This window comes from Desulfarculus baarsii DSM 2075 (assembly GCF_000143965.1).
Taxonomy (GTDB): domain Bacteria; phylum Desulfobacterota; class Desulfarculia; order Desulfarculales; family Desulfarculaceae; genus Desulfarculus; species Desulfarculus baarsii.
Window position 1 is genome coordinate 1,035,254 of sequence record NC_014365.1, and the last position, 24,971, is coordinate 1,060,224.

General features: G+C 66.3%; 29 protein-coding genes and 1 tRNA gene. 9 read left to right on the top strand and 21 right to left on the bottom strand.

Annotation, left to right across the window (positions count from 1 at the left end; genetic code table 11):
* Positions 1 to 447: a flagellar export protein FliJ gene (gene fliJ / locus DEBA_RS04600; protein ID WP_013257740.1), complete on the top strand. Its 447-nt coding sequence runs from the start codon at positions 1 to 3 to the stop codon at positions 445 to 447.
* A complete protein-coding gene (locus tag DEBA_RS04605; protein ID WP_013257741.1) occupies positions 444 to 1,139 on the top strand; it encodes a MotE family protein in 696 nt (231 codons plus the stop codon). Before fliJ ends, DEBA_RS04605 begins: the two co-directional genes overlap by 4 nt.
* A gap of 73 nt (positions 1,140 to 1,212) precedes the next feature.
* Here the strand turns inward: DEBA_RS04605 and DEBA_RS04610 are convergent, their stop codons facing one another.
* The 5 genes from DEBA_RS04610 to mutM form a co-directional block, all read right to left on the bottom strand.
* Positions 1,213 to 3,453: a molybdopterin-dependent oxidoreductase gene (locus DEBA_RS04610; RefSeq protein ID WP_013257742.1), complete on the bottom strand. Its 2,241-nt coding sequence runs from the start codon at positions 3,451 to 3,453 to the stop codon at positions 1,213 to 1,215.
* A gap of 172 nt (positions 3,454 to 3,625) precedes the next feature.
* On the bottom strand, positions 3,626 to 4,036 hold the full coding sequence (locus DEBA_RS04615; RefSeq protein WP_013257743.1) for a pyridoxamine 5'-phosphate oxidase family protein: 411 nt from the start codon (positions 4,034 to 4,036) through the stop codon (positions 3,626 to 3,628).
* Between the two features lie 19 nt (positions 4,037 to 4,055).
* Complete coding sequence (locus tag DEBA_RS04620) at positions 4,056 to 4,712, bottom strand: DUF1847 domain-containing protein (RefSeq protein WP_013257744.1); 657 nt, start codon at positions 4,710 to 4,712, stop codon at positions 4,056 to 4,058.
* A gap of 165 nt (positions 4,713 to 4,877) precedes the next feature.
* Positions 4,878 to 5,348, bottom strand: a complete 471-nt coding sequence (locus tag DEBA_RS04625) for a DUF3124 domain-containing protein (RefSeq protein WP_043815189.1) — start codon at positions 5,346 to 5,348, stop codon at positions 4,878 to 4,880.
* Positions 5,349 to 5,380: 32 nt separating this feature from the next.
* A complete protein-coding gene (mutM, locus tag DEBA_RS04630) occupies positions 5,381 to 6,199 on the bottom strand; it encodes a bifunctional DNA-formamidopyrimidine glycosylase/DNA-(apurinic or apyrimidinic site) lyase (protein ID WP_013257746.1) in 819 nt (272 codons plus the stop codon).
* A gap of 175 nt (positions 6,200 to 6,374) precedes the next feature.
* Here mutM and DEBA_RS04635 point away from each other — a divergent pair, with 175 nt between their 5' ends.
* Genes DEBA_RS04635 through DEBA_RS18040 form a run of 4 tightly spaced genes read left to right on the top strand, consistent with a single transcriptional unit; the run spans position 6,375 to position 8,836 of the window.
* Positions 6,375 to 6,596 (top strand): DUF6485 family protein, encoded by a 222-nt coding sequence (locus tag DEBA_RS04635; protein WP_013257747.1) that lies wholly within the window; start codon positions 6,375 to 6,377, stop codon positions 6,594 to 6,596.
* Positions 6,597 to 6,617: 21 nt separating this feature from the next.
* Positions 6,618 to 7,583: a GAF domain-containing protein gene (locus DEBA_RS04640; protein ID WP_013257748.1), complete on the top strand. Its 966-nt coding sequence runs from the start codon at positions 6,618 to 6,620 to the stop codon at positions 7,581 to 7,583.
* Between the two features lie 12 nt (positions 7,584 to 7,595).
* Positions 7,596 to 8,621 (top strand): rod shape-determining protein, encoded by a 1,026-nt coding sequence (mreB, locus tag DEBA_RS04645; RefSeq protein ID WP_013257749.1) that lies wholly within the window; start codon positions 7,596 to 7,598, stop codon positions 8,619 to 8,621.
* 23 nt (positions 8,622 to 8,644) lie between these two features.
* Positions 8,645 to 8,836 (top strand): hypothetical protein, encoded by a 192-nt coding sequence (locus DEBA_RS18040; RefSeq protein WP_148227784.1) that lies wholly within the window; start codon positions 8,645 to 8,647, stop codon positions 8,834 to 8,836.
* Here the strand turns inward: DEBA_RS18040 and DEBA_RS04650 are convergent.
* The 5 genes from DEBA_RS04650 to DEBA_RS04670 form a co-directional block, all read right to left on the bottom strand.
* Positions 8,824 to 9,819: a peptidase MA family metallohydrolase gene (locus DEBA_RS04650; protein ID WP_013257751.1), complete on the bottom strand. Its 996-nt coding sequence runs from the start codon at positions 9,817 to 9,819 to the stop codon at positions 8,824 to 8,826. The genes DEBA_RS18040 and DEBA_RS04650 overlap by 13 nt on opposite strands.
* A complete protein-coding gene (locus DEBA_RS04655; RefSeq protein ID WP_013257752.1) occupies positions 9,816 to 10,103 on the bottom strand; it encodes a DUF167 domain-containing protein in 288 nt (95 codons plus the stop codon). Before DEBA_RS04655 ends, DEBA_RS04650 begins: the two co-directional genes overlap by 4 nt.
* 12 nt (positions 10,104 to 10,115) lie before the next feature.
* Positions 10,116 to 10,619, bottom strand: coding sequence for a DivIVA domain-containing protein (locus DEBA_RS04660; protein WP_013257753.1), 504 nt, complete (start codon positions 10,617 to 10,619; stop codon positions 10,116 to 10,118).
* Between the two features lie 165 nt (positions 10,620 to 10,784).
* Positions 10,785 to 10,861: transfer RNA gene (locus DEBA_RS04665), tRNA-Pro, on the bottom strand.
* Between the two features lie 46 nt (positions 10,862 to 10,907).
* Positions 10,908 to 11,534 carry an NUDIX hydrolase gene (locus DEBA_RS04670; protein WP_013257754.1) on the bottom strand — a complete coding sequence of 209 codons (627 nt, stop codon included), beginning with the start codon at positions 11,532 to 11,534 and terminating at the stop codon, positions 10,908 to 10,910.
* A gap of 254 nt (positions 11,535 to 11,788) precedes the next feature.
* Between DEBA_RS04670 and DEBA_RS16810 the strand changes: the two genes are divergently transcribed.
* Entirely contained in the window at positions 11,789 to 12,721 is a 933-nt protein-coding gene (locus DEBA_RS16810; RefSeq protein WP_013257755.1) for an MBL fold metallo-hydrolase, read from the top strand.
* A 10-nt stretch (positions 12,722 to 12,731) separates the two neighbouring features.
* Here the strand turns inward: DEBA_RS16810 and DEBA_RS04680 are convergent, their stop codons facing one another.
* From DEBA_RS04680 to DEBA_RS16815, 3 genes are read right to left on the bottom strand one after another with little or no spacing between them, the layout of a single operon-like run.
* The gene (locus DEBA_RS04680) at positions 12,732 to 13,292 is read right to left on the bottom strand and encodes a hypothetical protein (RefSeq protein ID WP_013257756.1); all 561 of its coding nucleotides are present in this window, start codon (positions 13,290 to 13,292) and stop codon (positions 12,732 to 12,734) included.
* Positions 13,292 to 13,429 carry a hypothetical protein gene (locus tag DEBA_RS18320; protein ID WP_013257757.1) on the bottom strand — a complete coding sequence of 46 codons (138 nt, stop codon included), beginning with the start codon at positions 13,427 to 13,429 and terminating at the stop codon, positions 13,292 to 13,294. The genes DEBA_RS04680 and DEBA_RS18320 overlap by 1 nt, the downstream gene beginning before the upstream one ends.
* A gap of 11 nt (positions 13,430 to 13,440) precedes the next feature.
* Positions 13,441 to 13,983: a glycoside hydrolase family 108 protein gene (locus DEBA_RS16815; RefSeq protein ID WP_013257758.1), complete on the bottom strand. Its 543-nt coding sequence runs from the start codon at positions 13,981 to 13,983 to the stop codon at positions 13,441 to 13,443.
* Between the two features lie 170 nt (positions 13,984 to 14,153).
* On the opposite strand from DEBA_RS16815, the gene DEBA_RS04690 reads away from it, so the two are divergent.
* Both DEBA_RS04690 and ahcY read left to right on the top strand, forming a co-directional pair.
* Positions 14,154 to 14,561, top strand: coding sequence for a hypothetical protein (locus DEBA_RS04690; protein ID WP_013257759.1), 408 nt, complete (start codon positions 14,154 to 14,156; stop codon positions 14,559 to 14,561).
* A 97-nt stretch (positions 14,562 to 14,658) separates the two neighbouring features.
* Complete coding sequence (gene ahcY / locus DEBA_RS04695; protein ID WP_013257760.1) at positions 14,659 to 16,089, top strand: adenosylhomocysteinase; 1,431 nt, start codon at positions 14,659 to 14,661, stop codon at positions 16,087 to 16,089.
* 170 nt (positions 16,090 to 16,259) lie between these two features.
* Here ahcY and metK read toward each other — a convergent pair whose 3' ends face one another.
* The 8 genes from metK to DEBA_RS04735 form a co-directional block, all read right to left on the bottom strand.
* A complete protein-coding gene (metK, locus tag DEBA_RS04700; protein ID WP_013257761.1) occupies positions 16,260 to 17,423 on the bottom strand; it encodes a methionine adenosyltransferase in 1,164 nt (387 codons plus the stop codon).
* A gap of 160 nt (positions 17,424 to 17,583) precedes the next feature.
* Entirely contained in the window at positions 17,584 to 17,973 is a 390-nt protein-coding gene (panD, locus tag DEBA_RS04705; RefSeq protein WP_013257762.1) for an aspartate 1-decarboxylase, read from the bottom strand.
* An 8-nt stretch (positions 17,974 to 17,981) separates the two neighbouring features.
* A complete protein-coding gene (gene panC, locus DEBA_RS04710; RefSeq protein WP_013257763.1) occupies positions 17,982 to 18,836 on the bottom strand; it encodes a pantoate--beta-alanine ligase in 855 nt (284 codons plus the stop codon).
* 214 nt (positions 18,837 to 19,050) lie between these two features.
* Positions 19,051 to 19,905 carry a 16S rRNA (adenine(1518)-N(6)/adenine(1519)-N(6))-dimethyltransferase RsmA gene (gene rsmA, locus DEBA_RS04715; RefSeq protein ID WP_013257764.1) on the bottom strand — a complete coding sequence of 285 codons (855 nt, stop codon included), beginning with the start codon at positions 19,903 to 19,905 and terminating at the stop codon, positions 19,051 to 19,053.
* Positions 19,906 to 19,911: 6 nt separating this feature from the next.
* Positions 19,912 to 20,967 carry a tRNA (adenosine(37)-N6)-threonylcarbamoyltransferase complex transferase subunit TsaD gene (gene tsaD / locus DEBA_RS04720; RefSeq protein WP_013257765.1) on the bottom strand — a complete coding sequence of 352 codons (1,056 nt, stop codon included), beginning with the start codon at positions 20,965 to 20,967 and terminating at the stop codon, positions 19,912 to 19,914.
* Positions 20,948 to 21,973 carry a class 1 fructose-bisphosphatase gene (gene fbp, locus DEBA_RS04725; RefSeq protein ID WP_013257766.1) on the bottom strand — a complete coding sequence of 342 codons (1,026 nt, stop codon included), beginning with the start codon at positions 21,971 to 21,973 and terminating at the stop codon, positions 20,948 to 20,950. Before fbp ends, tsaD begins: the two co-directional genes overlap by 20 nt.
* A 130-nt stretch (positions 21,974 to 22,103) precedes the next feature.
* Positions 22,104 to 23,714: a citramalate synthase gene (cimA, locus tag DEBA_RS04730; protein WP_013257767.1), complete on the bottom strand. Its 1,611-nt coding sequence runs from the start codon at positions 23,712 to 23,714 to the stop codon at positions 22,104 to 22,106.
* 8 nt (positions 23,715 to 23,722) lie between these two features.
* A complete protein-coding gene (locus DEBA_RS04735; RefSeq protein ID WP_013257768.1) occupies positions 23,723 to 24,967 on the bottom strand; it encodes an aspartate kinase in 1,245 nt (414 codons plus the stop codon).
* Positions 24,968 to 24,971: the final 4 nt, after the last annotated feature.

The following is a 24,971-nucleotide window of genomic DNA, read 5'->3' on the forward strand; positions in this document are numbered from 1 at the left end:
ATGGCCTTCCGTTTTCGGTTACAATCGGTGCTGGATCACCGCAAGCATCTGGAAGAAAAGGCCCAGGGCGAGATGGCCACGCGCCTGCAAAAGCAACTGGCCTGCCAACGGCAGTTGGAGTGGATCGCCGGCGAAATGACGCGCAACCGCCAGGAACTGGCCCGGCGGGGCGCTCAAGGCATTTCGGCCCAGGAGTTCGCCCTGGCCGGCGATTACGCCACGACCCTGCGCCTGCACCAGATGCGCGCCGGCTCGCAACTGGAGCTTTTGAAGGCCGAGACCGAGATCGCCCGGCAAAAGCTCCTGGAGGCCACCCGCGACCGCAAGGCCATGGATATTCTGCGCGAGCGGCATCTGCAAGACTATCTGGCCGAGGAACGCCGGCAAGAACGCATCGCCATGGACGAGGCCGCCGTGCGCGGCTTCTTGGGGAAGGCCGACCGATGAAACTTGGGCTTTTGGGCAAAATCCTTGTCGTGGGCCTGGCCCTCAAGGCCGCGGCCCTGATCGGGGCGCTTTTCGTGGGTGGGCCTGGGCTGCCGCCGGTGGCCCAGCCCGTGGCCGCCCAGGAGGCGGCCCAGCCGGCGCCGGCCGCCCAGGAGGCCGCGCAAGAACCGGCCCCGGAGGGCCAACCCCCGGCCGAAGGGGCCCAGGAGCCGGCCGCGCCGCCGCCCAGCCAGCCGGCCAACTATGACCCGCGCCTGATCGAGCTGCTGGACCAGAAAAAGAAAAAGCTGGCCCTGGAGGAAGAGCGCCTGCAACAAGAGCGCAAGGAATTGCAAAAGCTGCGCGAGGAGGTCAACGGCCGCATCGTCGAGTTGCAAAAGGTCCAGACCGCCCTGGAAGGGCTCATCGACCAACAGAACAAGGCCCGCCAGGAGCGCATCGAGCAACTGGTCAAGGTGCTGGGCAACATGCGGCCCCAGCCGGCGGCCGACGTGATCAGCAAGCTGGACCTGGACATGTCGGTGGAGATCTTCCGGCGGATGAACAGCCGCACCGCCGGCAAGGTCATGGCCAGCCTGGAGCCCGAGCGCGCCGCCCAGATCAGCACGCTACTCACCCAGCAGCAAAAGTCCGAACAGGCCGCCAAGGTGGCCCGCGATGCGGCGGCGGCCGGAGCGGAGCCGGCGGAGTAATCCGCGCCCGAAGAAAAGACGCGGCCCGACCCCTCCAGCGCGAGGGGCCGGGCCGTCGGTTTTTTGGCGCGGCTCAGGCCGCCGGCTGGATCGTCACGGGGATGCCGTTTAGCACGCAGTTGCCCGAGAGTCGGTCGAGCAGTTGGTCGTCGGTGAGGACGTTGCTGTTGACGCCGGGGTTGGCGGCGGCCACCGACAGCCTGGCCCCGGCGGCGTGGTGGCCCCAGCCGTGGGGCGCGCAGACCACGCCGGGCATGAGCGCTTCACTCAGCTCCACGGTCATTTGCAGGCTGCCCACCCGGCTGGCGATCACGGCGGTTTTCCCGTCCTCCAGGCCCAGGGCCGCGGCGTCCTGGGGATGGACCAGCAGGGTGCAGCGGCCCTTGCCGGCCACCAGGGGCGGGATGTTGTGCATCCACGAGTTGTTGGAGCGCAGGTTCCGGCGGCCCACCAAGAGCGTCCCGGCCGGCGGGCGCTCCATGGCCTGGGCCAGGCGGTCCACGTCGGCGGCCAAGGGGGAGGGGGCCAGTTCGATCTTGGCCGAGGGCGTGCGCAAGACATTGGGCACGCCGGGCTTGAGCGGCCCCAGGTCCACGCCGTGGGGATTGGCCAGCAGCACGTCCAGGCTCAGGCCCTGGGGGTTCAGGCCAAACCAGTCGCCATATGCGCCGGTGCGCAGCATCAGGTCCAGCAAGCGGCCGGGGCCGGGGCCGCCATGCAACTGGGCCAGCAATTCGGCGGGCTGGCGACCGGCCAGGGGCGAGCCCTTGGCCTGGATGGCCTGGTTCAGCGCGCCCTCGATGATCATTTGTTCCAAGGTCAGCGGATCGGCCGCCGCGCCTTGGCCGGCCAAAATCAGGGCCAGCTTGAGCATGATCCGCCACTTGTCCAGCTCGTCGGGGCCGGGGGCGATGACCGGCGGCGAGAAGTTGGCCACGTTGTGCACGGCAAAGCCGTAGAAGACAATGTCGTATTGGGCCGTGGACAGCGGGCCGCACGGCGGCAGAATCACGTCGGCGTGGCGGGCGGTCTCGTTGAGGTAGAAATCGACGCAGACCAGAAAATCCAACGAGGCCAGAGCCTTGTCCAGGCGCTGGCTGTTGGGGCAGGTCAGGGCAGGGTTGCCGGCGATGGTGATCAGGGCCCTGGCCGCGCCCGCGCCCTGGGCCTCGATGGTCTGGGCCAGGGTGGCCACGGGAAACTCGCCGATGACCTCGGGCGCGCCGGTGGCCGGGCTGGTCCAACGGCCCATGCTCCAGCCCTTGCCGCCGGCCTTGAAACGGGGCGGCAGATGGGCCGGCGTGGGGAACATGGCCCCGCCGGGCCGGTCAAAGGAGCCGATTAGCACGTTGATGGCGTCGATGAGCCAGTTGGCCAGCGCGCCAAACTCCTGGGTGCTGGCGCCCATGCGACCGTAGACCACGGCGCTGGGGGCCTGGGCCAGCTCGCGGGCCAGGCGCTGGATGTCGGCGGCGGCGAGGCCGCAAGGCCCGGCCACGGCCTGGGGCGTGAAAGGCCGGGATAGTTCGCGCAGATCGTCCAGGCCGTTGACGTGCTGGGCCATGGGGCCGGGGTCGGCCAGGTTCTGCGCGAACAGGCTGTTGACCATGGCCATCAGCAGCAGGGCGTCGGTCCCAGGCCGGATGAAAAAATGCTCGTCGGCCAGTTCGGCGGTGCGGGTGCGGCGGGGGTCGATGACCACCAGCTTGGCCCCGCGCTGGCGCAGGGCGCGCAGGCGGCCGGGAAAGTCCGGCGCGGTGCAGAGGCTGCCGTTGGACTCCAAGGGGTTGGCCCCCAGCATCAGCAGATAGTCGGTGCGCTCGATGTCGGGCACGGGGATGGTGGCGGGGCTGCCGAACATCAGCCCGCAACTGACGTGCTTGGGCAGTTGGTCGACGCTGCTGGCCGAGAAGATGTTTTTGCTGGCCAGGGCCTTGAGCATGGGCCGCATGAACAGGTTGCCGGCCATGGTGTGCGAGTTGGGGTTGCCCAGATAGACGGCCACGGCGTCGCGGCCGTGTTCGGCGATGACCCGGCCCAGGCCTTGCTCCACGGCCTGGAAGGCCTCGGGCCACGAGACCTCGCGCAGTTGGCCGTCGATGCGCATGAGCGGCCGGCGCAGGCGGTCGGGGTCGTTGTGCAACTGGGCGATGGAGGCGCCCTTGGGGCACAGATAGCCCTTGGAAAAGACGTCTAGCTTGTCGCCGGTGACGTGGGTGACTTGGTCGCCTTGCAGGGTGATGGCTAGGCCGCAGGTGGCCTCGCAGAGCGGACAGGTCTTGAATACTGTGCGGGTTTGGCTTTGTTCGGCCATGAAGAGCGCCTTTCAGCGACCAGGCGTTGGCGCCGTGGTCGGGTTTGGGTTTGGCGGCCCTCGCCGTCGGCCCGCTGGGGCCAGGCCGGCCGTCGGCGCATGAAGCCCCGACCCGGCCGCCGTGGGGGCGGCCGGGCGCGGCGCTTGGCTCAAACGAAAAGGCTGGCGGCGGCTATTCGACCCGCTGGCCGGCCTTCGGTCCGGGGGTGGTGTAGAAAATGTCGTCGATCTTGATGACCAACACGCCCTTGGAGCGCAGCACGATGCCCCGCTCTTCGCCCTTGGCCTTGACGGCGGCGGCCATGGTTTCGTAGACAGGGCCCTCGGTCACGATCTGGGCCTTGCCCTTTAGCTGATAGCCGTTCATGCCCTCCCAGAAGCTGACGCTGACCTGGGGGTTTTCCTTGACGTTGGCCAGGGTCTTGTTGAAAAACTGGTCGGAGATGACGATGGTTTCGTCGTCGAGGGCGGCCTTGGCGTTGACCGGCACGGCGTTGGGCGCGCCGTTTTTGTCGGCGGTGGCCAGCACCACGGTCACCAGGCCTTGGAACATCTTGCGGATCTTTTCGTTCATCTTGGCCATGATCGCCTCCTGCGCCGCCCTAGGGCTTGTCGGTCTTGGGCCGCTTGACCTTCAGGCGGGTGTAGATGTTGCGGGCGGTGTAGAGCGCCCCCAGGGGATTGTGGGCCAGCACGCGGTCCTTGACGGCCAAGACCGTCACCGGCGCTTGGGAATGCTTGATGAACAGGGTGTCGTCGCCCACGCACAGGCCCAGGATGATGTTGAGTTCGCAGCCGGCCTCGTCGAGCAGACGGGCTTGGCCGATGGGGTTGCACATGGGCTGGCGGCCGCCGCCAAAGGCCTTGTCCTCCACGGGCAGATCCACGTCGTCGGAGCTGAAGCCGCCGAACATGCAACAGGCCGAGGCCACCTCGAAGCCCTCGTTGCGCAGCAGGTTGGTGAACTTCTCGGCCTCCTCGGAGAGCCCCACGCAAAAAGCCACGCCCAGCTTCTTGAAACCGCGCAGCCTGGCGTAAAGCACCGTTTCCTCGACCCTGGTCAGTCGGCCATAGTCCTTCCAGGTGCGGGCCACGTCCTGGGCCATGCGCTGGTTTTCGGGCTCGGCCAGCTTTTGGCGCGAATACTCCAGCTCGGCTTGCCTGGTGATGGTGGGGCAGTCGGGCGGGGCGGTGGAAAAGTCGCCGAAAAAGCACTTCTTTTTGGCGCAATAACTACACGCCGTCTGCTCGTCGCTCATTGGTCCCTCCTGCTGGGCTAATGGCCCGGCGCGGGGTCAGCCACGGAGATGATCGGGCGATGATGGGCTGCCGCCCGGCCGCCGCGTCCGATCGGTCTGCCAGACAATAAATCGAACGCTCGTTCTGTTTATAAGGCAAGGCCAGCGGCCCTGTCAACGTAAATGCTACTTGGCTTCGACCAGGGGTTGGCCTTCGCAGATGAAGCTGATGCCCTGATTGGCTCGCGCGCCGATCATCACCGCCTGGATCACCGGCTGGTTGATCGGCTGGCCGGCGCGCCAACGCACCAGGAAGCAGGCCCCCGAACCGCCGTGGGCGTCGCTCTCGGCCACCACGAAACGCGTGGCGGCCAGCGGCGCGATGGAAAGCGGCTTGTCGAGGAACGACTTGAGCACCCGCCCGTCGGAGCCGCGATATTCGAGCATCGTCAGCTCCAGAGGCCGCCAGGGGTCGGCGTTGCGCACGCTGATGGTGATGGTCAGCAGAAATTCGTTTGGTTTGTCGCCGTGGTAGATGTGCGAATAGGCCGGCACGTAGACCAGTTGACCGCTCGATGTCTGGGGCTGGGCCTGGGCCGGAAGCCAGACGGTCAGGGTCAACAGCGCCGCCAGCAGGGCGCGAGTGCAGTGACGCATGATGCTCCCCCAAAAGTTCATCATGGCTCAGCCTAGCACTTTTCCTGGCAGGCGGGGCAGAAATGTGTCCCCCGGCCGGCCACGACGATGCGCTCGACGGGTTGGCCGCAGACCGGGCAGGGCTGGCCGGTCCGGCGATAGACGCGGTGGCTGTGCTGGAAGGTTCCGGCGCGGCCATGGGCGTCCATGAAATTGCGCACGCTGCTGCCGCCTTGCTCCAGCGCTTCCAGGAGGGTCTGGCGCAGGGCCCGGTGCAGGCGGTCCAGGTCGTCAGCGCTCAGGGCGCGGGGGTCGGCCAAGGGCGAGAGCCCGGCGCGGTGCAGGCTCTCGTCGGCGTAGATGTTGCCGACCCCGGCCAGCACGCGCTGGTCGAGGAGCACGTTTTTGAGCTTGCCGCCCCGCGCGCCGACCAGGGTGGCGAAGGCCTCGGCCTCCAACTCCAGGGCGTCGGGGCCCATGTTGGCCAGAGGTCCGTTTTGCAGGGCCTGGGCGTCGGGGCAATAGTTGAGCCGGCCGAACTTGCGCATGTCGCGGTAAAACAGGCTCTGGCCGTCATCGAGATCGATGCGCGCGTGGATGTGATCGGCCTGGGGGGCCTGGTCGGCCACGATGACCTGGCCGGTCATGCGCAGGTGGATGGTCATAAACGCGCCCTGGTCCAGGCCCAGGATCAAGAGCTTGCCGTGGCGGGCGGTGGCGGTTATGCTTTTGCCGCCCAGGCCGTCGGCAAAGGCCCGGGCGTCGGGCAAGACGGCTTTGGCGTAGTTGATCTGCACGGCCACGATGGCGCGGCCCAGCACGGCCGGCTCCAGGGTGCGGCGCACGCATTCGACTTCGGGCAGTTCGGGCATGGGTGGGCGAGCCTTGTTTTGGGGGTGAGGGGCGCGAACGTCATTTTTGGCGTTTTGCCCCATTATTCTGTGGTTGACACAAATTGTCGTCCTATATAGAGTGGTTCAGCGCAACTTGTGCTCATTTCGCCACAATTAGATTTTTTAACCATCAAGTTTCGACGCGAGGCGCGCCATGGCCGACCTTCAAAAGATGAAAGACGCCTGCCCCAATTATAAGGCCAATCTGGCCCAATGCACTTGCAGCTATGGCTCTTGCGACAAAACAGGGTTATGCTGTCAATGCGTGAGCTACCACCGCAAGGCGGGGCAGATCCCCGGATGCTTCTTTTCGGCCGAGGGCGAGGCCAGCTATGATCGTTCCTACGCCAATTTCTGCCGCGACATCGGTCGCTAGGCGCGAAAGACCAGCGCATTGATGGATTCGCGGCGCGAGCTTTCCGACGCCATTGAGCTTTTGGCCGACATCGTCGAGGCTTTCACGGCGGCGCTTTTCGTCAGGCAGCCCGGCGAGGAGGGCCTGCGGGCGGTGGCCTGGCACTCGCTGGGCAAATCATTCCGCCACGACGAGATGATCAAGCCGGGCGAGGGCCTGGTGGGTTACGCGGCCAAGCACGGCCAGATCATCGACGTCGACCGCCACCGGGTCAGTTCCGACGCCACGGGCATCTACGCCGACGACGAAGACATCAAGGCCCTTTTGGTCATGCCGGTGAGCGACTTTGGCGTGCTGGCGGTCGACATCAAGAGCCGCCCGGTCTTTGGCGAACGCGAGAAAAAGACCGTGCGTGATTTCGCCAAATTTTTCGCCAACATGATGCTGCACCACGACGTGTGCTGCCGCGAGGCCATGTATGGCCGCATCCTCGATCTGCTCTACGAGGTGGAAAACGCTTCGTTGACCCTGGGCGAGGCGCGGGAGTTTTACCGCGCCGTTCTGGACGCCGGCCGCCGCTACACCGGGCTGCCCATGGGCCTGCTCTGCCTGCTGCACCCTGGGCGGCGTCAGTTCACCGTCGAGGCCGTGGACGGGCCGTCGCTGAGCACCCTGCGCGGGCGATCCTTTCCCGTCTCGCAGGGGCTGATCGGCCTGGTCATGCGCAAGGCCAACCCCCTGTGCCACAACAAGCTCAAGCCGCTCAAGGGAAAGTCGTATCTTGTGTCGCCAGACGAGCAGATCAGGGGTTACAATGCATTTTTGGGAGTTCCGCTCATCTCGTGGAAGCGCTTGATCGGCGTGTGGGCCTTTGCCGGCTCCACCGAGCGCGTGGTCGACGAGGAAGAACTGCGGGCTTTGCAATTGGCCGGCCACCGCGTGGCGGCCACCATCGAACACTGTGGCCTGTGCCAGGGCGTTGGCCCGACGCCGGGCGGGCTTTCGTGATGAGGGAGCGCCATGCTGTTTGACAAATTGATCGGCTTGTTCGCCAAAGACATGGCCATGGACCTGGGCACGGCCAACACCCTGATCTTCATCAAGGGCCAGGGCGTGGTGCTTAACGAGCCTTCGGTGGTGGCGGTGCAGCGCGGCACGGGCAAGACCGTGGCCGTGGGCCACATGGCCAAGGAATACCTGGGCCGCACCAACCCATCGATCATCGCCTCGCGGCCATTGCGCGATGGCGTCATCGCCGACTTCGACATGACGCGCATCATGATCAAGGAGTTTGTCACCCAGGTGCGCTCCATGGCCGGGCTGGTGCGGCCGCGCATGCTCATCGGCGTGCCCAGCGGCGTGACCCAAGTCGAGAAACGGGCGGTCATCGAGAGCGCCGAGCAGGCCGGGGCCCGTGACGTTTTCCTCATCGAGGAGCCCATGGCCGCGGCCATCGGGGCCAACCTGCCCATCGGCGAGCCCAGGGGCTCGATGATCATCGACATCGGCGGCGGCACCACCGAGGTGGCGGTTATCGCCATGTATTCGACGGTCTACTCCGAGTCGGTGCGCGTGGCCGGCGATGAGGCCAACGAGGCGGTGATGCGCTATGTCCAGAAAAAATATCAGATGCAGATTGGCGAAAACACCGCCGAGCAGATAAAAATAAACATAGGTTCGGCGTTTGCCCTGGATAACCCCCTGACCATGGACATCAACGGCAAGGATGTGGTCCAGGGCATCCCCAAGATGGTCACCGTCAACGACGCCGAGATTCGCGAGGCCATGTCCGAGCCTGTTTCGGTGATCATCGACAGCGTGCGCCGCGCCTTTGAAAAAACGCCGCCCGAGTTGGCCGCCGACGTGGCCGAGCAGGGCCTGGTTTTGGCCGGGGGCGGGGCGTTGATCCGGGGCCTGGACAAGCTTTTGTCCAAGGAACTGAAGATGAAGGTCCACGTGGCCGACGATCCGCTGACCTCGGTCGTCATGGGCGCGGGCATCGCCCTCAACAACATGCGCCACTATCGACGAGTGTTTATCAACTGACCATCAGCCTAAGGAATATGCATTTGGCCAACAGACTGGAAGCAGGGGACATGGAGGACCGCGTCAGTTGCTTCGGTCACTTCGACCGCGAAGACGTGATCTGCTTGGTTCACTGCGCCCTGCACTTCGAGTGCGCCGCCGCCCGTGAGCAAAGCCAGGCCCACCGCTTTTTCGATGAATCGCTGGAGACGATGCCCTTGGCCTACAGCGCCTGATCGTCAACGCCGCCGCCTGGCGGCCGGGACGCGTTTTGCCCGGCCTCGCCCAGGACGTCGGCCCGCGGCTCCGGCGGCGGCCAGCAACGGCCGCCAGGGCCGTGCAATGCCCGCCAGTGGCTTTCATCCATGCCTTGGCGGCGCGCCTTTTGCCGCCTGCGCCGCCAGACCAGACCAGCCCCCGCCAACAACGAAAACAGCGCCCACAGCGTGCCGCCGGCGGTCAACAGGGCCAGCCACGAAAAACGCTCCGCCATGTCTTGGCGAAATTGTTTTTCCAGCCCGGCCAGCGAGCGGCCGCAGGCGACCATGAACGCCGCGCTGGGCTCCAGGCCATGGGCCAGGCCGGCCAACACCTGGCGCAAGGCCGCGTCGCCGTGGTTGTTAAGAAACCAACTGACGAAATAATACGACTGGGCATAGGCCAGGGCCGCCGCGCCCTCCTCGGCCGGAAAGCCTTCGGCCAGCGCGCCCAGGGGCGGCAACTGGTCGGCCAGCACGCCGCCGGCCATGGTCGGCGCGCGGCCCCAGGCCGTCTCGCCCGAGAGGATCATGGCCAGGCCTTCCTCCAGCCACAGAGGCAACCGACGGCCGCCCATGGCCGGCGCCAGATGCAAATGCATCAACTCGTGGGCCAGCACGTGATCGAATTGTTCGGCCCCGCCCAGCAGGGCCGGCGACTTGATGACGATCTCGCCGCGCAGGGGCAGGGCCAGGCCGTCGGCCCAGGCCGGCGCGCCCAGTTGCTCCATGCGCCGGGCAAAGGCGTCGTTGTCGGCGATGACGCTGACGACGATGCGTCGCGGGCTGGCCCCGGTCCATTGGGCCAGGCGCGGGGCCAGTTGCGCGACGCTTTGGCGGGTGTGTTGGGCCAGGCGGGCGTTGTCGGCCTGGACGGTGATGTCGGCCGCCGCGCCAACGGCGGGCCAAGCCGCCGCCAGCAGCCAGATCAGCGCCGCCGGCAACCAGGCCCGCGGGCTCACAGGCCCAGCCTCGCCAGCAGTTGCTCGCGGCCCAAGCCCTTGACCAGCAAGCGCTTTTGCCGTGAGCGCGGCCCCGAGGCCAGGCTGACGTCACGGCGGGGAAGGCTCAGGGCCTTGGCCACCAGGCGCAAGAGGGCCTCGTTGGCCTGGCCGTCCACCGGCGGGGCGCACAGGCGCACCTTCAGCGCGCCGCCTTCCTCGCCGGCCAACTGGTCACGGCTGGCGCGCGGGCTGACCCGCACGGCGAAGCTGAGCCCGCCGTTTTCGTCTTTGATTTGGAGCATCGGGAGGGCCGGCTATTTGCTGGCGGGGCTGCGCAGAATCTTGATCTTGTCTTCCAGGTCGGCCAGTTCGCGGTCGCGGTCCAGCTCCACGTCCAAAAGCTTCATGTGAGCCTCGACCAGCGAGCGCAGGCGCACCTCGAACTGCACGCGCTGGCGCTTGAGCTCGCCGATGTCGTCATGGATCTGGGCCAGGCGGTTGTGGGCCTGGCTGAGGATCTTTTCGGCCTGGAGTTCGGCCTCGGCCACCAGAAGCTGGCTTTCGCGCTCGGCATTGGCCTTGATTTCATCAGCCATTTCGCGGGCTTGATTCAGCGCTGCCTCCAGGGTGTGATCACGGGCGCGCAGGTCTTTCAACTCGGCGCGGGCCTCGGCCAACTCGCCCTGCGCCTGGGCCAACTGACTTTCCAGGCCCCGCGCGAACTCGCCGACCTGGCTGATGAACGCGTCGACCTCCTGGGGGGAGTAACCACGCAGCCGTTTGGAAAAACCTTTGCGGTCGATATCTTCGCCCTTCATATTCGTTCTCCGCTGAGGGGCTTGGCCAAAAAAACTAGCGTTATATTAGTATGTTATTTAGGCAATGTCAACAGCCAAGCCGTGGCGTGGCCAGGGCCGGCGCGTGCTTCAAAAAAAAGGCCATCCAAAACTGGATGGCCGACCCCATGGGGCTTTTTCGGGTTATGGTCGGGACGACTGGATTTGAACCAGCGACCCCTGCGTCCCGAACGCAGTGCTCTACCAGGCTGAGCCACGTCCCGACAGCGGGTATTAGTACACCAGGCCGCCGGCCCTGTCCACCTCTTTTTACGCCCGACCCCCGGCGGCGGCGATGATCGCCTCCACCCGGCCGCCCAGGCTCTCGACGAAGTTTTGCAGCATGCGGAAGGTGGCTCCCCAGATCACGTCGCCGTCGTGGGGCAAGGCCATCTGGCAGAACTTCATGCCGTCCCAGTCCACCTCCATCTGGCGGTAGTTATTGCGGTCGAGAACCTTGGCCAGGGGGGCCAGCAGCAGGCGGTCGACCTCCACCGGGTTGACCTGAAACGTCGCCCCCGAGGCCACCAGCCCCAAAAACGGCGTGACCACGAAGCCGGTGATGGTCTGGAGTTGATCCAAGCGCGAGAGGACCTTGATCTGGTCCATGGGCACGCCGATCTCCTCGTTGGTCTCGCGCAGGGCGGTGTGGGCCAGGTCGCGGTCGCCACGTTCGGACATGCCGCCGGGAAAAGACACCTGGCCGGCGTGCTGGGGCAGCTCGGAACTGCGCTTGGTAAAGATCATCTGCACGGCCTGGCCGTCATCCCACAGGGGCATCAACACGCCGGCCGGCCGGCCCTTGCCGTTGGCGATCTCCAGCGGCCGCCGCCAGGCCAGGGCTTCTTGCAGGGCCTTGCCCACGGCCAACAGGCGCGTGGTGTAGAGTTCGTCCATGTCCTTCACCCATCGACCGGCCGCTTCAGCCGGCCGCGCGCTAATAAAAATCGTTTGACCTCGCCACTAAAATATAATTCCGCCGGCACGATTGTCCATATCTGGCAGATAATTATATTGCCGCGCGCCGGCGCGGTCCGGCGCGGCTTAAAGTTGACGCCGGGCGCGGCGCGGCCCTTCAGCCCAGGGCCGGGATGTGCTAAGTTCGGGGTGAAGGGCGCATGCGCCTTGGACCAACCACGACGGAGCACGCCATGGAGCTTTGTTTTCTGGGCACCGGCGGGGCCTGGGGCCTGCCCGAACACGCCTGCCCCTGCGCCACCTGCCGGCGCATGCGCGCCCTGGGCCAGCATCGCGGCCGGGCCGGCCTCTGGCTGTCGACGGCCGCCGGCGGCGTGTTGATCGACCCCGGCCCGGATCTGCGGGCCCAGCTGATGGCCAACGACCTGCCCCGGCCCGACGCCGTGCTGATCAGCCACGAACACGGCGATCACTTCCTGGGCCTGGACGATCTGCTGTGCTTCCGGCGGGCGGTGGCCAAGGACCAGTGGCGGCCCATCCCCACCTACGCCAGCGAGGCGACCTGGGCCGCGGTCGAACAGCGCTTCGGCTACCTGCTGCCCAGCCTGTTGGAAAAACGCCTCTGCCGGCCCGGCCAGGCCCTGGAGGGCGCGCCCATGGGCCCGGAACTGGCCTGCACGCCGATCAAGGTCGATCACGGGCCCTTTCCCAAGGGCGCGCTGGGCTTTGTCTTCGATTTGCGCCAGGACGGGCGCTCGCTACGCCTGGGCTACACCGGCGACATGCTGCGGCCCCAGGACGACCCCGACGCCTTTGCCGGCCTGGACGTGTTGGTCTGCCAGTGCGCCTTTCTCAACGAGCCGGCGGTCAACCTGGCCAATCACCTCAGCCTGCAGGCGGCCCTGCCCATGTTGCGACGTTGGACGCCGGGGCGGGTCTATTTTGTGCATTTCACTTGCCAGGACGTCACCCCCGGCGACCAGGCCGGCAACGCCGCCATCAAGCGGCGCGCGCCGGCCCAGCCTCTTTGCCGGCCCGACGGCCAGCCCCACGCCATCCCCCAGGACCAAGAATCATGGCAGGCCACCATCAGCCAGGTTTTGGCCGAGGCCGGTTTGAGCTGCCAGGGCTTCGCCGCCTTTGACGGGCTGCGCGTGAGGTTGTGACCGGCCGCGCTCACGGTGCGGAGAGGGCCTGGCTGTCGTGGGAGTCGCTGCTGGTGGTGTCGTGGCGGTCGCTGGGACTGATGGTGGCCGCGCTCGCCTGGCCGGGGGCGTGGATTGTCCCGGATTGATCGCCGCTGGCGTTGAAGCTGCCCGTGATGGTCGAACCGCCCGCCGCGCCCACCGCGCCCACCAGCCTGACGGCGCTTTCGCCGGCCACATAGACGCCGGCCACCGTGCCGGCCACGCCAAAGGCCGTTTTCAACACATCCCAGCCGGGATGGTGATATTGCTGAATTTGGCTGCCTCCGCCGCCGTAAACCTCCATCTCACGGATGTTTTTCAGCTCGATTGACTTGTCGGGGTCGCTGGCCGTCAGGCGCAGAATGGGCCTGAGCGCCGCTTGCTGGGCCTGGACAAAGGCCGCCTCGTCGGTGAGTTCCTGGATGGTTTCGGTCACGGAGCCATCGGGGTGGGTGGTTTTGCTGGTGATGGTGCTTTTGCCCGCGCAACCCAGGCTCAGCAGGGCGGCCAAGGCCAAGGCGGCCCCGGCCGCGCGCTTGCCGACGGTCATCACAGGCCCTCCAACATCAGCGCCCACAGCCGCGCCAACGGCTCGGGGCAGGCGTAGCCCAGCGCGCCGGCCCCGGCGGCCAGGCCGGCGACGATGGCGGCGACGATTTTTTTGTGCTGTTTGATCCAAGCAAGCATTTCGGCTCCTTTCATGTTTTTTGGCTAAAGGCCCACAACGCCGCGCAGCGTCTGGTCCAGCCGGTGATGAAGACGGCCTGATCGGGCTTGGCGGCCACGCGTTGGGCGTGGGCGGCCATGCGTCGCCAGATCAGTGCGCCGGCCAGGACATGGGGGTTGGCGTGGGCCTTGGCTGAGGCGATGCTGCGCGGGCCGATCACGCCGTCGATGGCCACGCCCAGGGCCTCTTGCAGCCAGCGCGTCGGCCGGTCGGGGCCCAGGAGCACGGCCGAATCCATAAGCGTCACCGCCAGCGGCGCGGGCAGTTCCTCACCACCGACCACCCGCCAGTAATGCCGATGATAGATGGCCAGGGCCTGGGCCAGGCTGGGCGGGCCAAAGCGCCAGGCCTCGGGATGATGGGCGCGGGCGATGCCCCAACGCGTGGGGCCGCCGCTGTCGGCTTGGTGCTGGCTGATGGTCGCCCAGCCTTCCTGAGCCAAGGTGAAGCCCACGGCCCACAAGAATCCTTGCTTGTAGCGCTGGGCGAACGGTTGCAGGCGCGAGTCGATCACTTTGTCCCTCCGGCGGCCTTGCCGCTGGGGCCAAGGATCGGCCGCCGCGCCGGGGCCGGCCAGGGAGCGGGCGCGCCAAACGGCCGCCGCCGTGGATGGGCAGGCAATGGTTGCCTTGGGCCGGCCAAGGCGACTACAATCGGGCTTCAACCCTAAGCTGGTTTTGGCAAATGAATTATTCGCTGATCATCGCGCTGTGCGTGGCGGCCCTGGCCGTGGCGGTGGTGTTGTCGGGCTTTTCGGCGCTGGCCTGGTTCAAGTCGCGGGGCGCGGCCCAGCGAGCGGTGGAGTTGTTGCGCCTGGCCGACGAAAAGCACAAGGCGTCCCTGGAGATCTACGCCCAGGCGTCGTTGCGGGCCAGGGTGGCCCACGAGCTTTTATCGATGGGCCCGGTGTACGGGGCGCTGCTGGCCGGCGTGGCCGCCGACCCCGATGCGGCCCAACAGATCGCCGAACTGCTCGGGCAGATGCAAAAAAGCCAGATCGGCCCCGAAGTGGAGCGCATGGGTCAGTTGGACGCCCAGTACCTGAGCGAGTTGCAAGCCATGCTCAAATCCCTGGGCCTGAAAGACGCCTAGCGCGGCCCGGCCGGCGGCGGACGCTATTTTTTTGAAAATAGCCTGTTGTTGCGATAATATCTAACGATTGACAACAGCCCTCAACAGGAGACGAAAAATGAACGCCGAGGCCGCGCGCAAGGGCGAAGCCCCGTTGGCATACAAGGTCAAGGACATCGCTTTGGCCGATTGGGGCCGCAAGGAAATCGAGATCGCCGAACAAGAGATGCCCGGCCTCATGGCCACCCGCGAGAAATATGGCCCACAAAAACCGCTGGCCGGCGCGCGGATCAGCGGCAGCCTGCACATGACCATCCAGACGGCGGTGCTCATCGAGACACTGGTGGCTCTGGGCGCCGATGTGCGCTGGGCCTCGTGCAATATCTTCTCGACCCAGGATCACGCCGCCGCGGCCATCGCCGCCGCCGGCGTGCCGGTTTTCGCCTGGAAGGGCGAGACGCTCGAGGAATACTGGTGGTGCACCATGCAGGCCCTGACCTGGCCCGACGGCCAGGGGCCCAACCTGGTCGTCGACGACGGCGGCGACGCCACGTTGTTGATCCACAAGGGTTACTACGCCGAGAAAAATCCGGCCCTGCTCGATGAGCCCACCGACGACAAAGAATTGAAGTGCGTCATCGACGTCCTGCGCCGGATGCAGGCCCAAAATCCCCGCCACTGGCACGGAGTGGTGGCCGATTGGAAGGGCGTCTCCGAGGAGACCACCACCGGCGTGCATCGGCTCTATCACATGGCCGAACAAAACCAACTGCTGGTGCCGGCCATCAACGTCAACGACTCGGTGACCAAGAGCAAGTTCGACAATATCTACGGCTGCCGCGAATCGCTGGTCGACGGCATCAAGCGGGCCACCGACGTGATGGTCGCCGGCAAGCAGGCGTTGGTCTGCGGCTACGGCGACGTGGGCAAGGGCTCGGCTGAATCACTGGCCGCCCACAAGGCCCGCGTCTCGGTGACCGAGATCGACCCCATCTGCGCCCTGCAGGCCCTGATGGCCGGCTTCCGCGTGATCACCGTCGAGGACGCCTTGCCCTTCGCCGACATCTACGTCACCGCCACCGGCAACCGCGACATCATCACCGCCGAGCACATGGCCGGCATGAAAGACCAGGCTATCGTCTGCAATATCGGCCACTTCGACAACGAGATCCAGGTCGATCGCCTCAACGCCTGGCCCGGCGTCAAAAAGATCAATATCAAGCCCCAGGTCGACAAATACGTCTTTGCCGACGGCCATTGCATCTATCTGTTGGCCGAGGGCCGTCTGGTCAATCTGGGTTGCGCCACCGGCCACCCCAGCTTCGTGATGAGCAACAGCTTCACCAACCAGACCCTGGCCCAGATCGACCTGTGGCAAAATCGGCGCGCGGTGGGCGTCTACACCCTCTCCAAGCAACTCGACGAGGAAGTGGCCCGTCTGCACCTGGGCAAGCTGGGGGCCAGGCTGACCAAGCTCAGCCCCGAACAAGCCGCCTACATCGGCGTGGGCGTCGACGGCCCCTTCAAAAGCGAGTTTTATCGCTACTAACGCCCGGCTTGGCCTGGCGCGCGGCGGCCCCCGTTGGGGCCGCCTTTTTGTTTGGCCGCCATCAAAAGAGGCCGCCGCACGGACGGGATGCTCCCGTGCGGCAATCCACAAAAAAGCCCCGCCCCCTCGGCGAGAGGGCGGGGCGTCTTGCTCTACGACGCGGGCGGCGCTTAGACCGCGGCCTTGAGGGCCTCGACCATGTCGCGGCGCTCCCAGGTGAAGCCGCCGTCTTCCTCGCGGCCAAAGTGGCCGTAGGCGGCGGTGCGGCGATACATGGGCTGCTTGAGCTGGAGTTTTTGGATCATCATGGCCGGGCGGAAGTCGAAGACCTTGCGCACGGCGGCGACGATGCGGTCGTTATCCACGGTCTCGGTGCCGTAGGTGTGCACCAGGATCGACACCGGTTGGGGCACGCCAATGGCGTAGGCGATCTGCACCTCGCACTTGCGGGCCAGGCCGGCGGCGACGATGTTCTTGGCCACGTAGCGCGAGAAATAGCTGCCCGAGCGGTCGACCTTGGAGGGATCCTTGCCCGAGAAGCAGCCGCCGCCGTGGCTGCCCTGGCCGCCGTAGGTGTCGACGATGATCTTGCGCCCGGTCAGGCCGCAGTCGCCGTGGGGGCCGCCGACCACGAAGCGGCCGGTGGTGTTGATGAACATCTTGGTGTCGCCGTCGATCATCTCGGCGGGCAGGATCTTGCGCACCACTTCCTCGATGATGGCCTCGCGCAGGCGTTCCTGCTTGACGTCGGGGCTGTGCTGGGCGGCCACGACCACGGCCTCGACCCGCTTGGGCCTGTCGTCTTCGTACTCGATAGTGACCTGGGTCTTGCCGTCGGGCCGCAGAAAGCCAAGAGAGCCGTTTTTGCGCACGGCGGCCAGGCGGCGGGCCAGCTTGTGGGCGTAGTAGATGGGCATGGGCATCAGTTCGGGGGTCTCGTCGCAGGCGTAGCCGAACATGAGGCCCTGGTCGCCGGCGCCCTGTTCACCAAACATGGCCGTGTCGGCGTCGACGCCCATGGCGATATCGGGCGACTGCTTGTCCAGGCTGGTCATCACCGCGCAGGTTTCCCAGTCGAAGCCCATGGACGAGTTGGAATAGCCGATTTCGCGGATGGTTCCGCGGACGATCTGCGGTATGTCGACGTAGGTCTTGGTGGTCACCTCGCCGGCGACGATGGCCATGCCGGTGGTGACCAGCGTTTCGCAGGCCACGCGGCTTTCGGGGTCGTCGGTGAGCATGGCGTCGAGGATGGCGTCGCTGATCTGGTCGGCCACTTTGTCGGGATGACCTTCGGTCACCGACTCGCTGGTAAACATGTAATTGGAACCCATGATTCGGCTCTCCTTGATATGTCCGTTCAAGAAGAAAGATTGAAGCACCATCGGGCGCTTTTGTCAAGGCCATGGCGCAACTATGCCTACGCGCGGCCAAGGGGCGGGCAACCGCGGGCGTGCGTGAAAATGCTTTGGCTGGCGACGCGCGGGCAGGAAACTATTTTATGCGCCGCAGGGCCAACTTGGCGTCGGAGTAGACGCGCTTGATCTCGTTGCCTTCGCCGACCAAAACGACCTTGGGCTCGTAGTTGACCAGCTCGGCTTCATTCAGCCAGGCGGTGGTCACCAGGATGACCAGATCGCCGATCTGGGCCATGCGGGCGGCGGCCCCGTTCAAACAGATGACCCTGCTGCCCGGTTCGCCGGGGATGACATAGGTCTCGAAGCGGCTGCCGGTGTTGACGTTGTAGACCTGGACCATCTCGTGGGGGATGATCTCGGCGGCGTCCAATAACTCCTGGTCCACGGTGATGCTGCCCTCGTAGTTGAGGTCGGCTTGAGTGACCGTGGCGCGGTGAATTTTGGACTTCATCATCCAACGATGCATGTCGTGCCTCAGTTGAGTGGTGCGTTGTCGATCAGACGGGTGCTCCCCAGCCATACGGCCATGGCCATCCTGGCCGGCCGGTCGAGCCGCTCCAGGCTCTCCAGGTTGGTGGAGTCCACTATTTCGATGTATTCCAGGCGCGTGGGGTTGATGGCCTCGATCTCTTGCCGGGCCGCGTCGATGAGAACCCGCGCCTCGGTCTGGCCGGCGTCGGCCAGGGTCCGGGCCTTTTGCAGGCCGCGCCACAGGGCCAGGGCCCGCTGGCGCTCCTCGGGCGAAAGATGGACATTGCGCGAACTCATGGCCAGGCCGTCGGCCTCGCGCACGGTGGGCCGGCCGACGACCGCCACGTCCAGGCCGAGGTCGAGGGCCATGCGCTTGATCAGCGTAAGCTGCTGATAGTCTTTTTCGCCAAAGGCCGCCACGTGGGGCAGCACCGCGTTGAAGAGCTTGAGCACCACGGTGGTCACGCCGTCAAAATGGCCCGTGCGCACCTTGCCGCAGAGCAGGCCGCTCATGCCGGACACGCTCACCTTGGTGCAGTAGCCCTCCGGGTACATGGCCGGGGCGGTGGGGCAGAAAATGACGTCCGTCCCGCGCTGGGCGCAAAGGGCGCGGTCGGCCTCGAAGGTGCGAGGGTAGGTGTCGAGATCCTCGGCGCGGTCGAACTGCAGGGGGTTGACGAAGATGCTTGCCACCACCACGTCGCACTCTTGGCGGACGTAGTCGATCAGCGAAAGATGACCGGCGTGCAGCGCGCCCATGGTCGGCACGAAGCCGATGCGTTTGCCAGCCGCGCGCAAGGCGTGGCCGTGGGCCCGCATTTCGGTGGGAGTTCGAATGATTGTCGGCTCTGAAGGCATGTCCACTCCGTCCCGGTCAACCACCAGCGGTTGATCCAAGCGGTAAAAGTGGTGATTCGCGCGGGAGAATTTCGCCTTGACCCTCTGGCTTGCCCGTGGCGCGTGGCCATCGAGCGACCCGGTCGGACGCCCCGCTGGCGGGAAAGATAACGCAGCGCGTGAACGTTGTCCAGGCCAATTTCACTCGATCGTCGGCGCAAAGTCGGGCAAATGTCTAGTTGGGCGGGCCTGGCGGGGTCAGGGCCAGGGCGATGGCCCCCAGTTCGGCGATGGAGAGCGTCTCGGCGCGGCGGCTCGGCGCTACGGCGGCCCGACCCAGGGCGTCCTCCACGCGGCCGCGCTCCAGGCCCAGGCCGCCGGCCAACGCGTTGGCCACGGTCTTGCGGCGCTGGCCAAAGGCCGCCTTGACCACCTGGCCGAACCATGCCTGGCTCAGGCCCAGGGCCGCCGGCAACGGCTGCTCCAACGGCGTCAGATGAACGATCTGGCTGGACACGTTGGGCTCGGGAAAAAACTGCCCCCGGCTCAGGGTCACGCCAGCGCGGACCTGGCACAGGCTCTGGACCATCACGCCCAGCCGGCCCCAGTCCTTGCCGCCGGGCTTGGCCGCCAGGCGCGTGGCCACTTCCTTTTGCACCATCAACGTGGCCGCGCGCCAGCAGGGCGCGGCCGCCAGCAGGGCAAACAGCAGCGGCGAGGTGATGTTGTAGGGCAGGTTGCCGATGACCACCAGCGGCCGGCCGGCTTGCTCGCGGGTCGCGGGCCAGTCCAGGTCCAGGGCGTCCATCAGCCGGGCCTCGACATTTTGCAGGCCTTCCTCGGCCAGCACGTCCATAAGCGCCCGGTGCACGCCCCGGTCGATCTCCACGGCCAGCACCCGGCTGGCCAGGCGTCCGGCGGCCACGGTCAGCGCGCCCAGGCCGGGGCCGATCTCCACCACGAAATCCTCGGGGCCGATGGCGGCGCTGGCCACGATGGCCTGGGCCGTGGCCGGTTGGGTCAGGAAGTTCTGGCCCCGGGCCTTGGAGGCGTGCAGGCCCAGGCGCTCCAGCAACAGGCGCGGATGCATGGGCGTTCAGGCCTCGCCGGGCAGGCGGCCGCCCCGGGGCAGGCGGCTGACGGCGTCGGCTTCGAGGGCCAGGCGCAGGCCGGCCCGCAGGCGGATGGCTCCGGCGGCGGCGATCATGGCGGCGTTGTCGGTGCACAGGGCCACGGGCGGGGCGGTGAGCTCCATGCCGGCCGCGGCGGCGGCCTGGGCCATGGCTTGGCGCAGGCGCTGGTTGGCGGCCACGCCGCCGGCCAGGGCCAGGCGGGTCAGGCCGCGTTGCTTGGCCGCGGCGATGGTCTTGCTGGTCAGCACCTCGACCACGGCCTCCTGAAAGCCGGCGCAAAGGTCTTCGATGCGATAATTCTGGCCGATGTGCTCCTGGCGAAAGCGCACCACCGCGCTTTTGAGCCCGCTGAAGCTGAAATCCAGCGTGCCGTCGCGCAGGCGCGGCCGGGGCAGTTGAATCGCCGTGGGATCGCCGCCGGCGGCCAGGCGGTCGATGATCACCCCGCCGGGGTAGCCCAGGCCGTAGAGCTTGGCCACCTTGTCGTAGGCCTCGCCGGCCGCGTCGTCGACGGTCTGGCCCAATTCTTCCATCTGGCCGAAATCATGCACGTGATAGATGCTGGTGTGGCCGCCGCTGACCAACAGCGCGGCGAAGGGCGGCGCGGGCGGATCGTCCATCAGGCGCAGCGCCGCGATGTGGCCCTCCAGGTGGCTGACCCCCACGATGGGCAGATCACGCGCCCAGGCCAGGGCCTTGGCCGCCGACAGCCCCACCAGAAGCGAGCCGATCAGCCCCGGCCCCTGGGTCACGGCCAGGCCGCTGATCTGGCCAAGCGTGACGCCGGCCCCCGCCAGCGCCGCCCGGATCACCGGGGCCACGGCCTCCAGATGGCGACGGCTGGCCAGTTCGGGCACCACCCCGCCAAAGGGCGCGTGATCGCGCACCTGGCTGGCCACCACGCTGGAAAGCGCGCGGCGGCCGTCCTCAACGACCGCCGCCGCCGTCTCGTCGCACGAAGACTCCACGCCCAGGACCAGGCGCCCCGGGTCGCCGTCGTTATTGAGCGCGTTGGCCACTGATGAACTGTTCCGCCTCTTGCACGTCGAGCTTGCTGCCGATGACAATGGGCACCCGCTGATGCAGCTCTTCGGGCTGGATCTCCAGGATGCGCTGGCCCTCGCCGGTGCTGGCCGCGCCGCCGGCTTGCTCGGCGACCATGGCCAGGGGGTTGCATTCGTAGAGCAGACGCAGTTTGCCGTGGGGTTTTTTGGGGTCTTTGGTGTCCTTGGGGTAGAGGAACACACCGCCATAGAGCAGGGTGCGGTGGAAGTCGGCGACCATGGAGCCAATGTAACGGCATGAATACACTGGCTTATCCGGCGTGGTCCGCCGCAGGTGGCGGAAATAGTCTTGCAGGCCCTGGCTCCAATAATCCCAATAACCCATGTTGGCGCTGAAGATCTTGCCCCGCTCGGGGATGGTGATGTCGGGGTGGCTGAGCAAAAACTCGCCCACCGAGGGCTCCAGGGTGAAGCCGCTGACGCCGTTGCCGGTGGTGTAGACCATCATCGTCGAGGAGCCGTAGAGAAAATAGCCGGCGGCGACCTGCTTGTAGCCCGGCTGGAGCAGATCGCTCATCTGGTAGTCGGAGCCCGGCGACTCCTTGCGCAGGATGCTGAAGATCGTGCCGATGCTGACGTTGGCGTCGATGTTGGACGAGCCGTCGAGCGGATCGAAAAGCAGCACGTAGTTGCCTTTGTTGTAACCGCGCGGAATCTCGATGGGATCGGCGTCTTCCTCCGAGCCCAGCACGGCGCAGTGGCTGCTGCGACAGAGGCGCTCGATGAGCAGGTCGTGGGCGAATTCGTCGAGCTTGCGCACGATTTCGTCCTGGACGTTGCTGCGGCCGGTGGCTCCCAAGATGCCGGCCAGGCCGGCCCGGTTGACCTCGGCCGAGATGATTTTGGCGGCGAATATCAGTTCGTTGAGCAGCCGGGTGAACACGCCGGTGGCGTCGCCGTGCCGCTGTTGTTGCATCAGGATGTGGTTGGTGACCGTAATGCCGAGTTTGTTCTCAGTCATTGCCCCCTCCAGTTAATTGCCAGCCATGAAACGCTTTGTCATCTAGTTGTAACACCCCTTTGACGGCAGGGCAATCTTCCAGCCAACCCGCCGCCGGGGCCAGGGCGCGGCCGTGGGGCGTTTGGCCGCCCTAGCTGGTCTCGTCTTGCTGCAGCTTGTATTGGATGCTCTCGGACAAGGCCTGCCACGAGGCCTCCAGCACGTCGAAGCTCACGCCCACCGTGCCCCAGCGCGATCGGCCGTCGCTGGATTCGATCAGCACGCGCACCCGGGCGGCGGTGCCGTCGGCGCTGGACAAGACGCGCACCTTGTAGTCGACCAACTGCATCTCGGCCAACTGGGGGTAAAAGCCCAGCAAGGCCTTGCGCATGGCCCGGTCGAGGGCGTTGACCGGGCCGTTGCCCACCGCGGCGGTGTGGCGCACCCGGCCGTCGACCAGAACCATCACCGTCGCCTCGGACACCGGGCCCGGCGCCTTGCAGCCCAGGATGTTGTTGGCCTCCTTGTGGGTGTGCACGCGGAAGTCCATCAACTGGAAGTAGGTCTTTTCGCGGCCCAAGACGCGGTTGATCAGCAGCTCGAAGCTGGCCTCGGCGGCTTCGTAGACATAGCCCTTGTTTTCCTGGGCCTTGAGCTCCTCGAGCATCCGGCCCAGGGCGGGGTCGTTGTCGGCCAGGTCCAGGCCCATGTCGCGGGCCTTGCGCAGGATGGCGGCCTTGCCGGCCAGGTCGCTGATCAGATAGCGGCGGTCGTTGCCCACGGCCTCGGGCGACACATGCTCGTAGAGGGCCGGGTCTTTTTCGACGGCGCTGATGTGCAGCCCGCCCTTGTGGCCAAAGGCGGCCCGGCCCACGTAGGGCGCGAAGGGCCGCGGTTGCTGGTTGGCCAGCTCCAGCACGAAGCGGGCGGTGTCGGTCAGCAGGGGCAGCCGGCCCTCGGGCAGGGCGCGCAGGCCCATCTTGAGCTCCAGGGCGGCGACGATCGAGCACAAATTGGCGTTGCCGCAGCGCTCGCCCACGCCGTTGATGGTGCCCTGCACCTGGCTGGCTCCGGCCTCCACGGCGGCCAGCGAGTTGGCCACGGCCAGTTCGGCGTCGTTGTGGGTGTGCACGCCCACGGCCAGGCCGGGCAGCGTCTGGCGAACCAGCCGCGTGGCCTCGGCCACCTGGCCGGGCAGCGAGCCGCCGTTGGTGTCGCAGAGCACCAGGCACTTGGCCCCGCCCTCGGCGGCGGCCTTGAGGCAGGCCAGGGTGTATTCCCGGTTGTGCTTGAGGCCGTCGAAAAAGTGCTCGGCGTCGAAAAAGACCTGGATGTGATGCCGGCTGAGATAGGCCACCGAGTCGGCGATCATGGCCAGGTTGCGCTCCAGGGGCACGCCCAGTTGGATCGTCACGTGGCGATCCCAGGTCTTGCCGACCATGGTCACCACGTCGGTGCCCGCGCCGAGCAGATCGGCCAGATTCTGGTCGTTTTCGGGCCGCCGGTTGGCGTGGTGGGTCGAGCCGAAGGCCACCAGTTTGGCCGTTTTCAGGCGCAGCTCGCCGGCGCGGGCGAAAAACTGCTTGTCGCGCGGGTTGCTGCCGGGCCAACCGCCCTCGATGTAGTGCACGCCCAGGTGATCCAGGCGCTGGGCCACCTTGAGCTTGTCGTCCACCGACAGGACGAATCCCGCCGCCTGGGTGCCGTCGCGCAGGGTGGTGTCGTAGATCTCCACCACCCGTTTGTCTGGGTTGCCGGCCATGGCCCCCTCTACGAGAGATCTTCGGCTTTGGGCGCGTCGCCGGCCAAGTGGAACGCCTCGTGCAGGGCGCGCACGGCCAGCTCGGTGTATTTCTCCTTGATGACGCAGGAGATCTTGATCTCGCTGGTGTTGATGGTCTCGATGTTGATGCCCTCGCCGGCCAACACCTGGAACATCTTGGTGGCCACGCCGGCGTGGTTGCGCATGCCGGTGCCGATGATCGAAACCTTGGCCACGTTGGGGTCGCCGATGACCTGCTTGGCCCCCAGCTCCTTGGCCGTGGCCTGGACGACCCGCATGGCCTGGTCGTAGTCGGTCTTGGGCACGGTGAAGGAAATGTCGGTCTTGCCGTCCTCGCTGGTGTTTTGGATAATCACGTCGACGACGATGTTGGCCGCGCCGATGGGCGTGAAGACCTTGCTGGCCACGCCGGGCTGGTCGACCACGCCCTTGATGGTGATGCGGGCCTCGTTTTTGTTGTAGGCCACGCCGCTGACGACGAGTTTTTCGGTGATTTGCTCTTCGGAAACCACCATGGTGCCCTCCTGGTCGGTGAAGGTTGAACGCACGTGGATTTTCACGCCGAACTGCTTGGCGAAGGCCACGGAGCGGATCTCCAGCACCTTCGCGCCCAACGAGGCCATTTCCAGCATCTCGTCGTAGGATATGGCCGCCAACTTGCGCGCCTGGGGCACGATGTTGGGGTCGGTGGTGTAGACGCCATCGACGTCGGTGAAAATCTCGCAGACATCGGCCTTGATGGCCGCGGCCAGGGCCACCGCGGTGGTGTCGCTGCCGCCACGGCCCAAGGTGGTCACGTCGCCCGAATCCCAGTCCAGGCCCTGGAAGCCAGCCACCACCACCACCTGGCCCTGGTCGAGCATCTCCGAGATGCGCTGGGCCTCCACGTCCTTGATGCGGGCCTTGCCAAAGACGTTGTCGGTGAGGATGGCCGCCTGAAAGCCCAAAAGCGAGTGGGCCGGCAGACCCATCTGGCGGGCGGCGATGCAAAACAGGGCCACCGATTGTTGCTCGCCAGTGGCCAGCAGCACGTCCATTTCGCGGGCGTCGGGTTCGGGGCTGACTTCCTTGGCCAGGGCGATGAGCTTGTCGGTGACGCCGGCCATGGCCGAAAGCACCACCACCATCTTGTTGCCCTGATCGGCCCGCGCCTTGACCTTGCGGGCGACGTTTTTGATCTTTTCGATGCTGCCGACGGACGTGCCGCCGAATTTTTGCACGATTATGGCCATCGTC

Excerpts from the sequence above, each read along its gene's own strand:
- DEBA_RS16810 (WP_013257755.1), top strand. The coding sequence starts at position 11,789 with ATGGAGCTTTGTTTTCTGGGCACCGGCGGGGCCTGGGGCCTGCCCGAA.
- DEBA_RS04620 (WP_013257744.1), bottom strand. The coding sequence starts at position 4,712 with ATGAGCGACGAGCAGACGGCGTGTAGTTATTGCGCCAAAAAGAAGTGC.
- mutM (WP_013257746.1), bottom strand. The coding sequence starts at position 6,199 with ATGCCCGAACTGCCCGAAGTCGAATGCGTGCGCCGCACCCTGGAGCCG.
- DEBA_RS04735 (WP_013257768.1), bottom strand. The coding sequence starts at position 24,967 with ATGGCCATAATCGTGCAAAAATTCGGCGGCACGTCCGTCGGCAGCATC.
- panC (WP_013257763.1), bottom strand. The coding sequence starts at position 18,836 with ATGCCTTCAGAGCCGACAATCATTCGAACTCCCACCGAAATGCGGGCC.
- fliJ (WP_013257740.1), top strand. The coding sequence starts at position 1 with ATGGCCTTCCGTTTTCGGTTACAATCGGTGCTGGATCACCGCAAGCAT.
- fbp (WP_013257766.1), bottom strand. The coding sequence starts at position 21,973 with ATGACTGAGAACAAACTCGGCATTACGGTCACCAACCACATCCTGATG.
- panD (WP_013257762.1), bottom strand. The coding sequence starts at position 17,973 with ATGCATCGTTGGATGATGAAGTCCAAAATTCACCGCGCCACGGTCACT.
- ahcY (WP_013257760.1), top strand. The coding sequence starts at position 14,659 with ATGAACGCCGAGGCCGCGCGCAAGGGCGAAGCCCCGTTGGCATACAAG.
- DEBA_RS18320 (WP_013257757.1), bottom strand. The coding sequence starts at position 13,429 with ATGCTTGCTTGGATCAAACAGCACAAAAAAATCGTCGCCGCCATCGTC.
- DEBA_RS04680 (WP_013257756.1), bottom strand. The coding sequence starts at position 13,292 with ATGACCGTCGGCAAGCGCGCGGCCGGGGCCGCCTTGGCCTTGGCCGCC.
- DEBA_RS04610 (WP_013257742.1), bottom strand. The coding sequence starts at position 3,453 with ATGGCCGAACAAAGCCAAACCCGCACAGTATTCAAGACCTGTCCGCTC.
- DEBA_RS04640 (WP_013257748.1), top strand. The coding sequence starts at position 6,618 with ATGGATTCGCGGCGCGAGCTTTCCGACGCCATTGAGCTTTTGGCCGAC.
- DEBA_RS04625 (WP_043815189.1), bottom strand. The coding sequence starts at position 5,348 with ATGCGTCACTGCACTCGCGCCCTGCTGGCGGCGCTGTTGACCCTGACC.
- DEBA_RS04605 (WP_013257741.1), top strand. The coding sequence starts at position 444 with ATGAAACTTGGGCTTTTGGGCAAAATCCTTGTCGTGGGCCTGGCCCTC.
- DEBA_RS04635 (WP_013257747.1), top strand. The coding sequence starts at position 6,375 with ATGGCCGACCTTCAAAAGATGAAAGACGCCTGCCCCAATTATAAGGCC.
- metK (WP_013257761.1), bottom strand. The coding sequence starts at position 17,423 with ATGGGTTCCAATTACATGTTTACCAGCGAGTCGGTGACCGAAGGTCAT.
- mreB (WP_013257749.1), top strand. The coding sequence starts at position 7,596 with ATGCTGTTTGACAAATTGATCGGCTTGTTCGCCAAAGACATGGCCATG.
- rsmA (WP_013257764.1), bottom strand. The coding sequence starts at position 19,905 with ATGCATCCGCGCCTGTTGCTGGAGCGCCTGGGCCTGCACGCCTCCAAG.
- DEBA_RS04660 (WP_013257753.1), bottom strand. The coding sequence starts at position 10,619 with ATGAAGGGCGAAGATATCGACCGCAAAGGTTTTTCCAAACGGCTGCGT.
- DEBA_RS04655 (WP_013257752.1), bottom strand. The coding sequence starts at position 10,103 with ATGCTCCAAATCAAAGACGAAAACGGCGGGCTCAGCTTCGCCGTGCGG.
- cimA (WP_013257767.1), bottom strand. The coding sequence starts at position 23,714 with ATGGCCGGCAACCCAGACAAACGGGTGGTGGAGATCTACGACACCACC.
- DEBA_RS04670 (WP_013257754.1), bottom strand. The coding sequence starts at position 11,534 with ATGGACGAACTCTACACCACGCGCCTGTTGGCCGTGGGCAAGGCCCTG.
- DEBA_RS04615 (WP_013257743.1), bottom strand. The coding sequence starts at position 4,036 with ATGGCCAAGATGAACGAAAAGATCCGCAAGATGTTCCAAGGCCTGGTG.
- DEBA_RS04690 (WP_013257759.1), top strand. The coding sequence starts at position 14,154 with ATGAATTATTCGCTGATCATCGCGCTGTGCGTGGCGGCCCTGGCCGTG.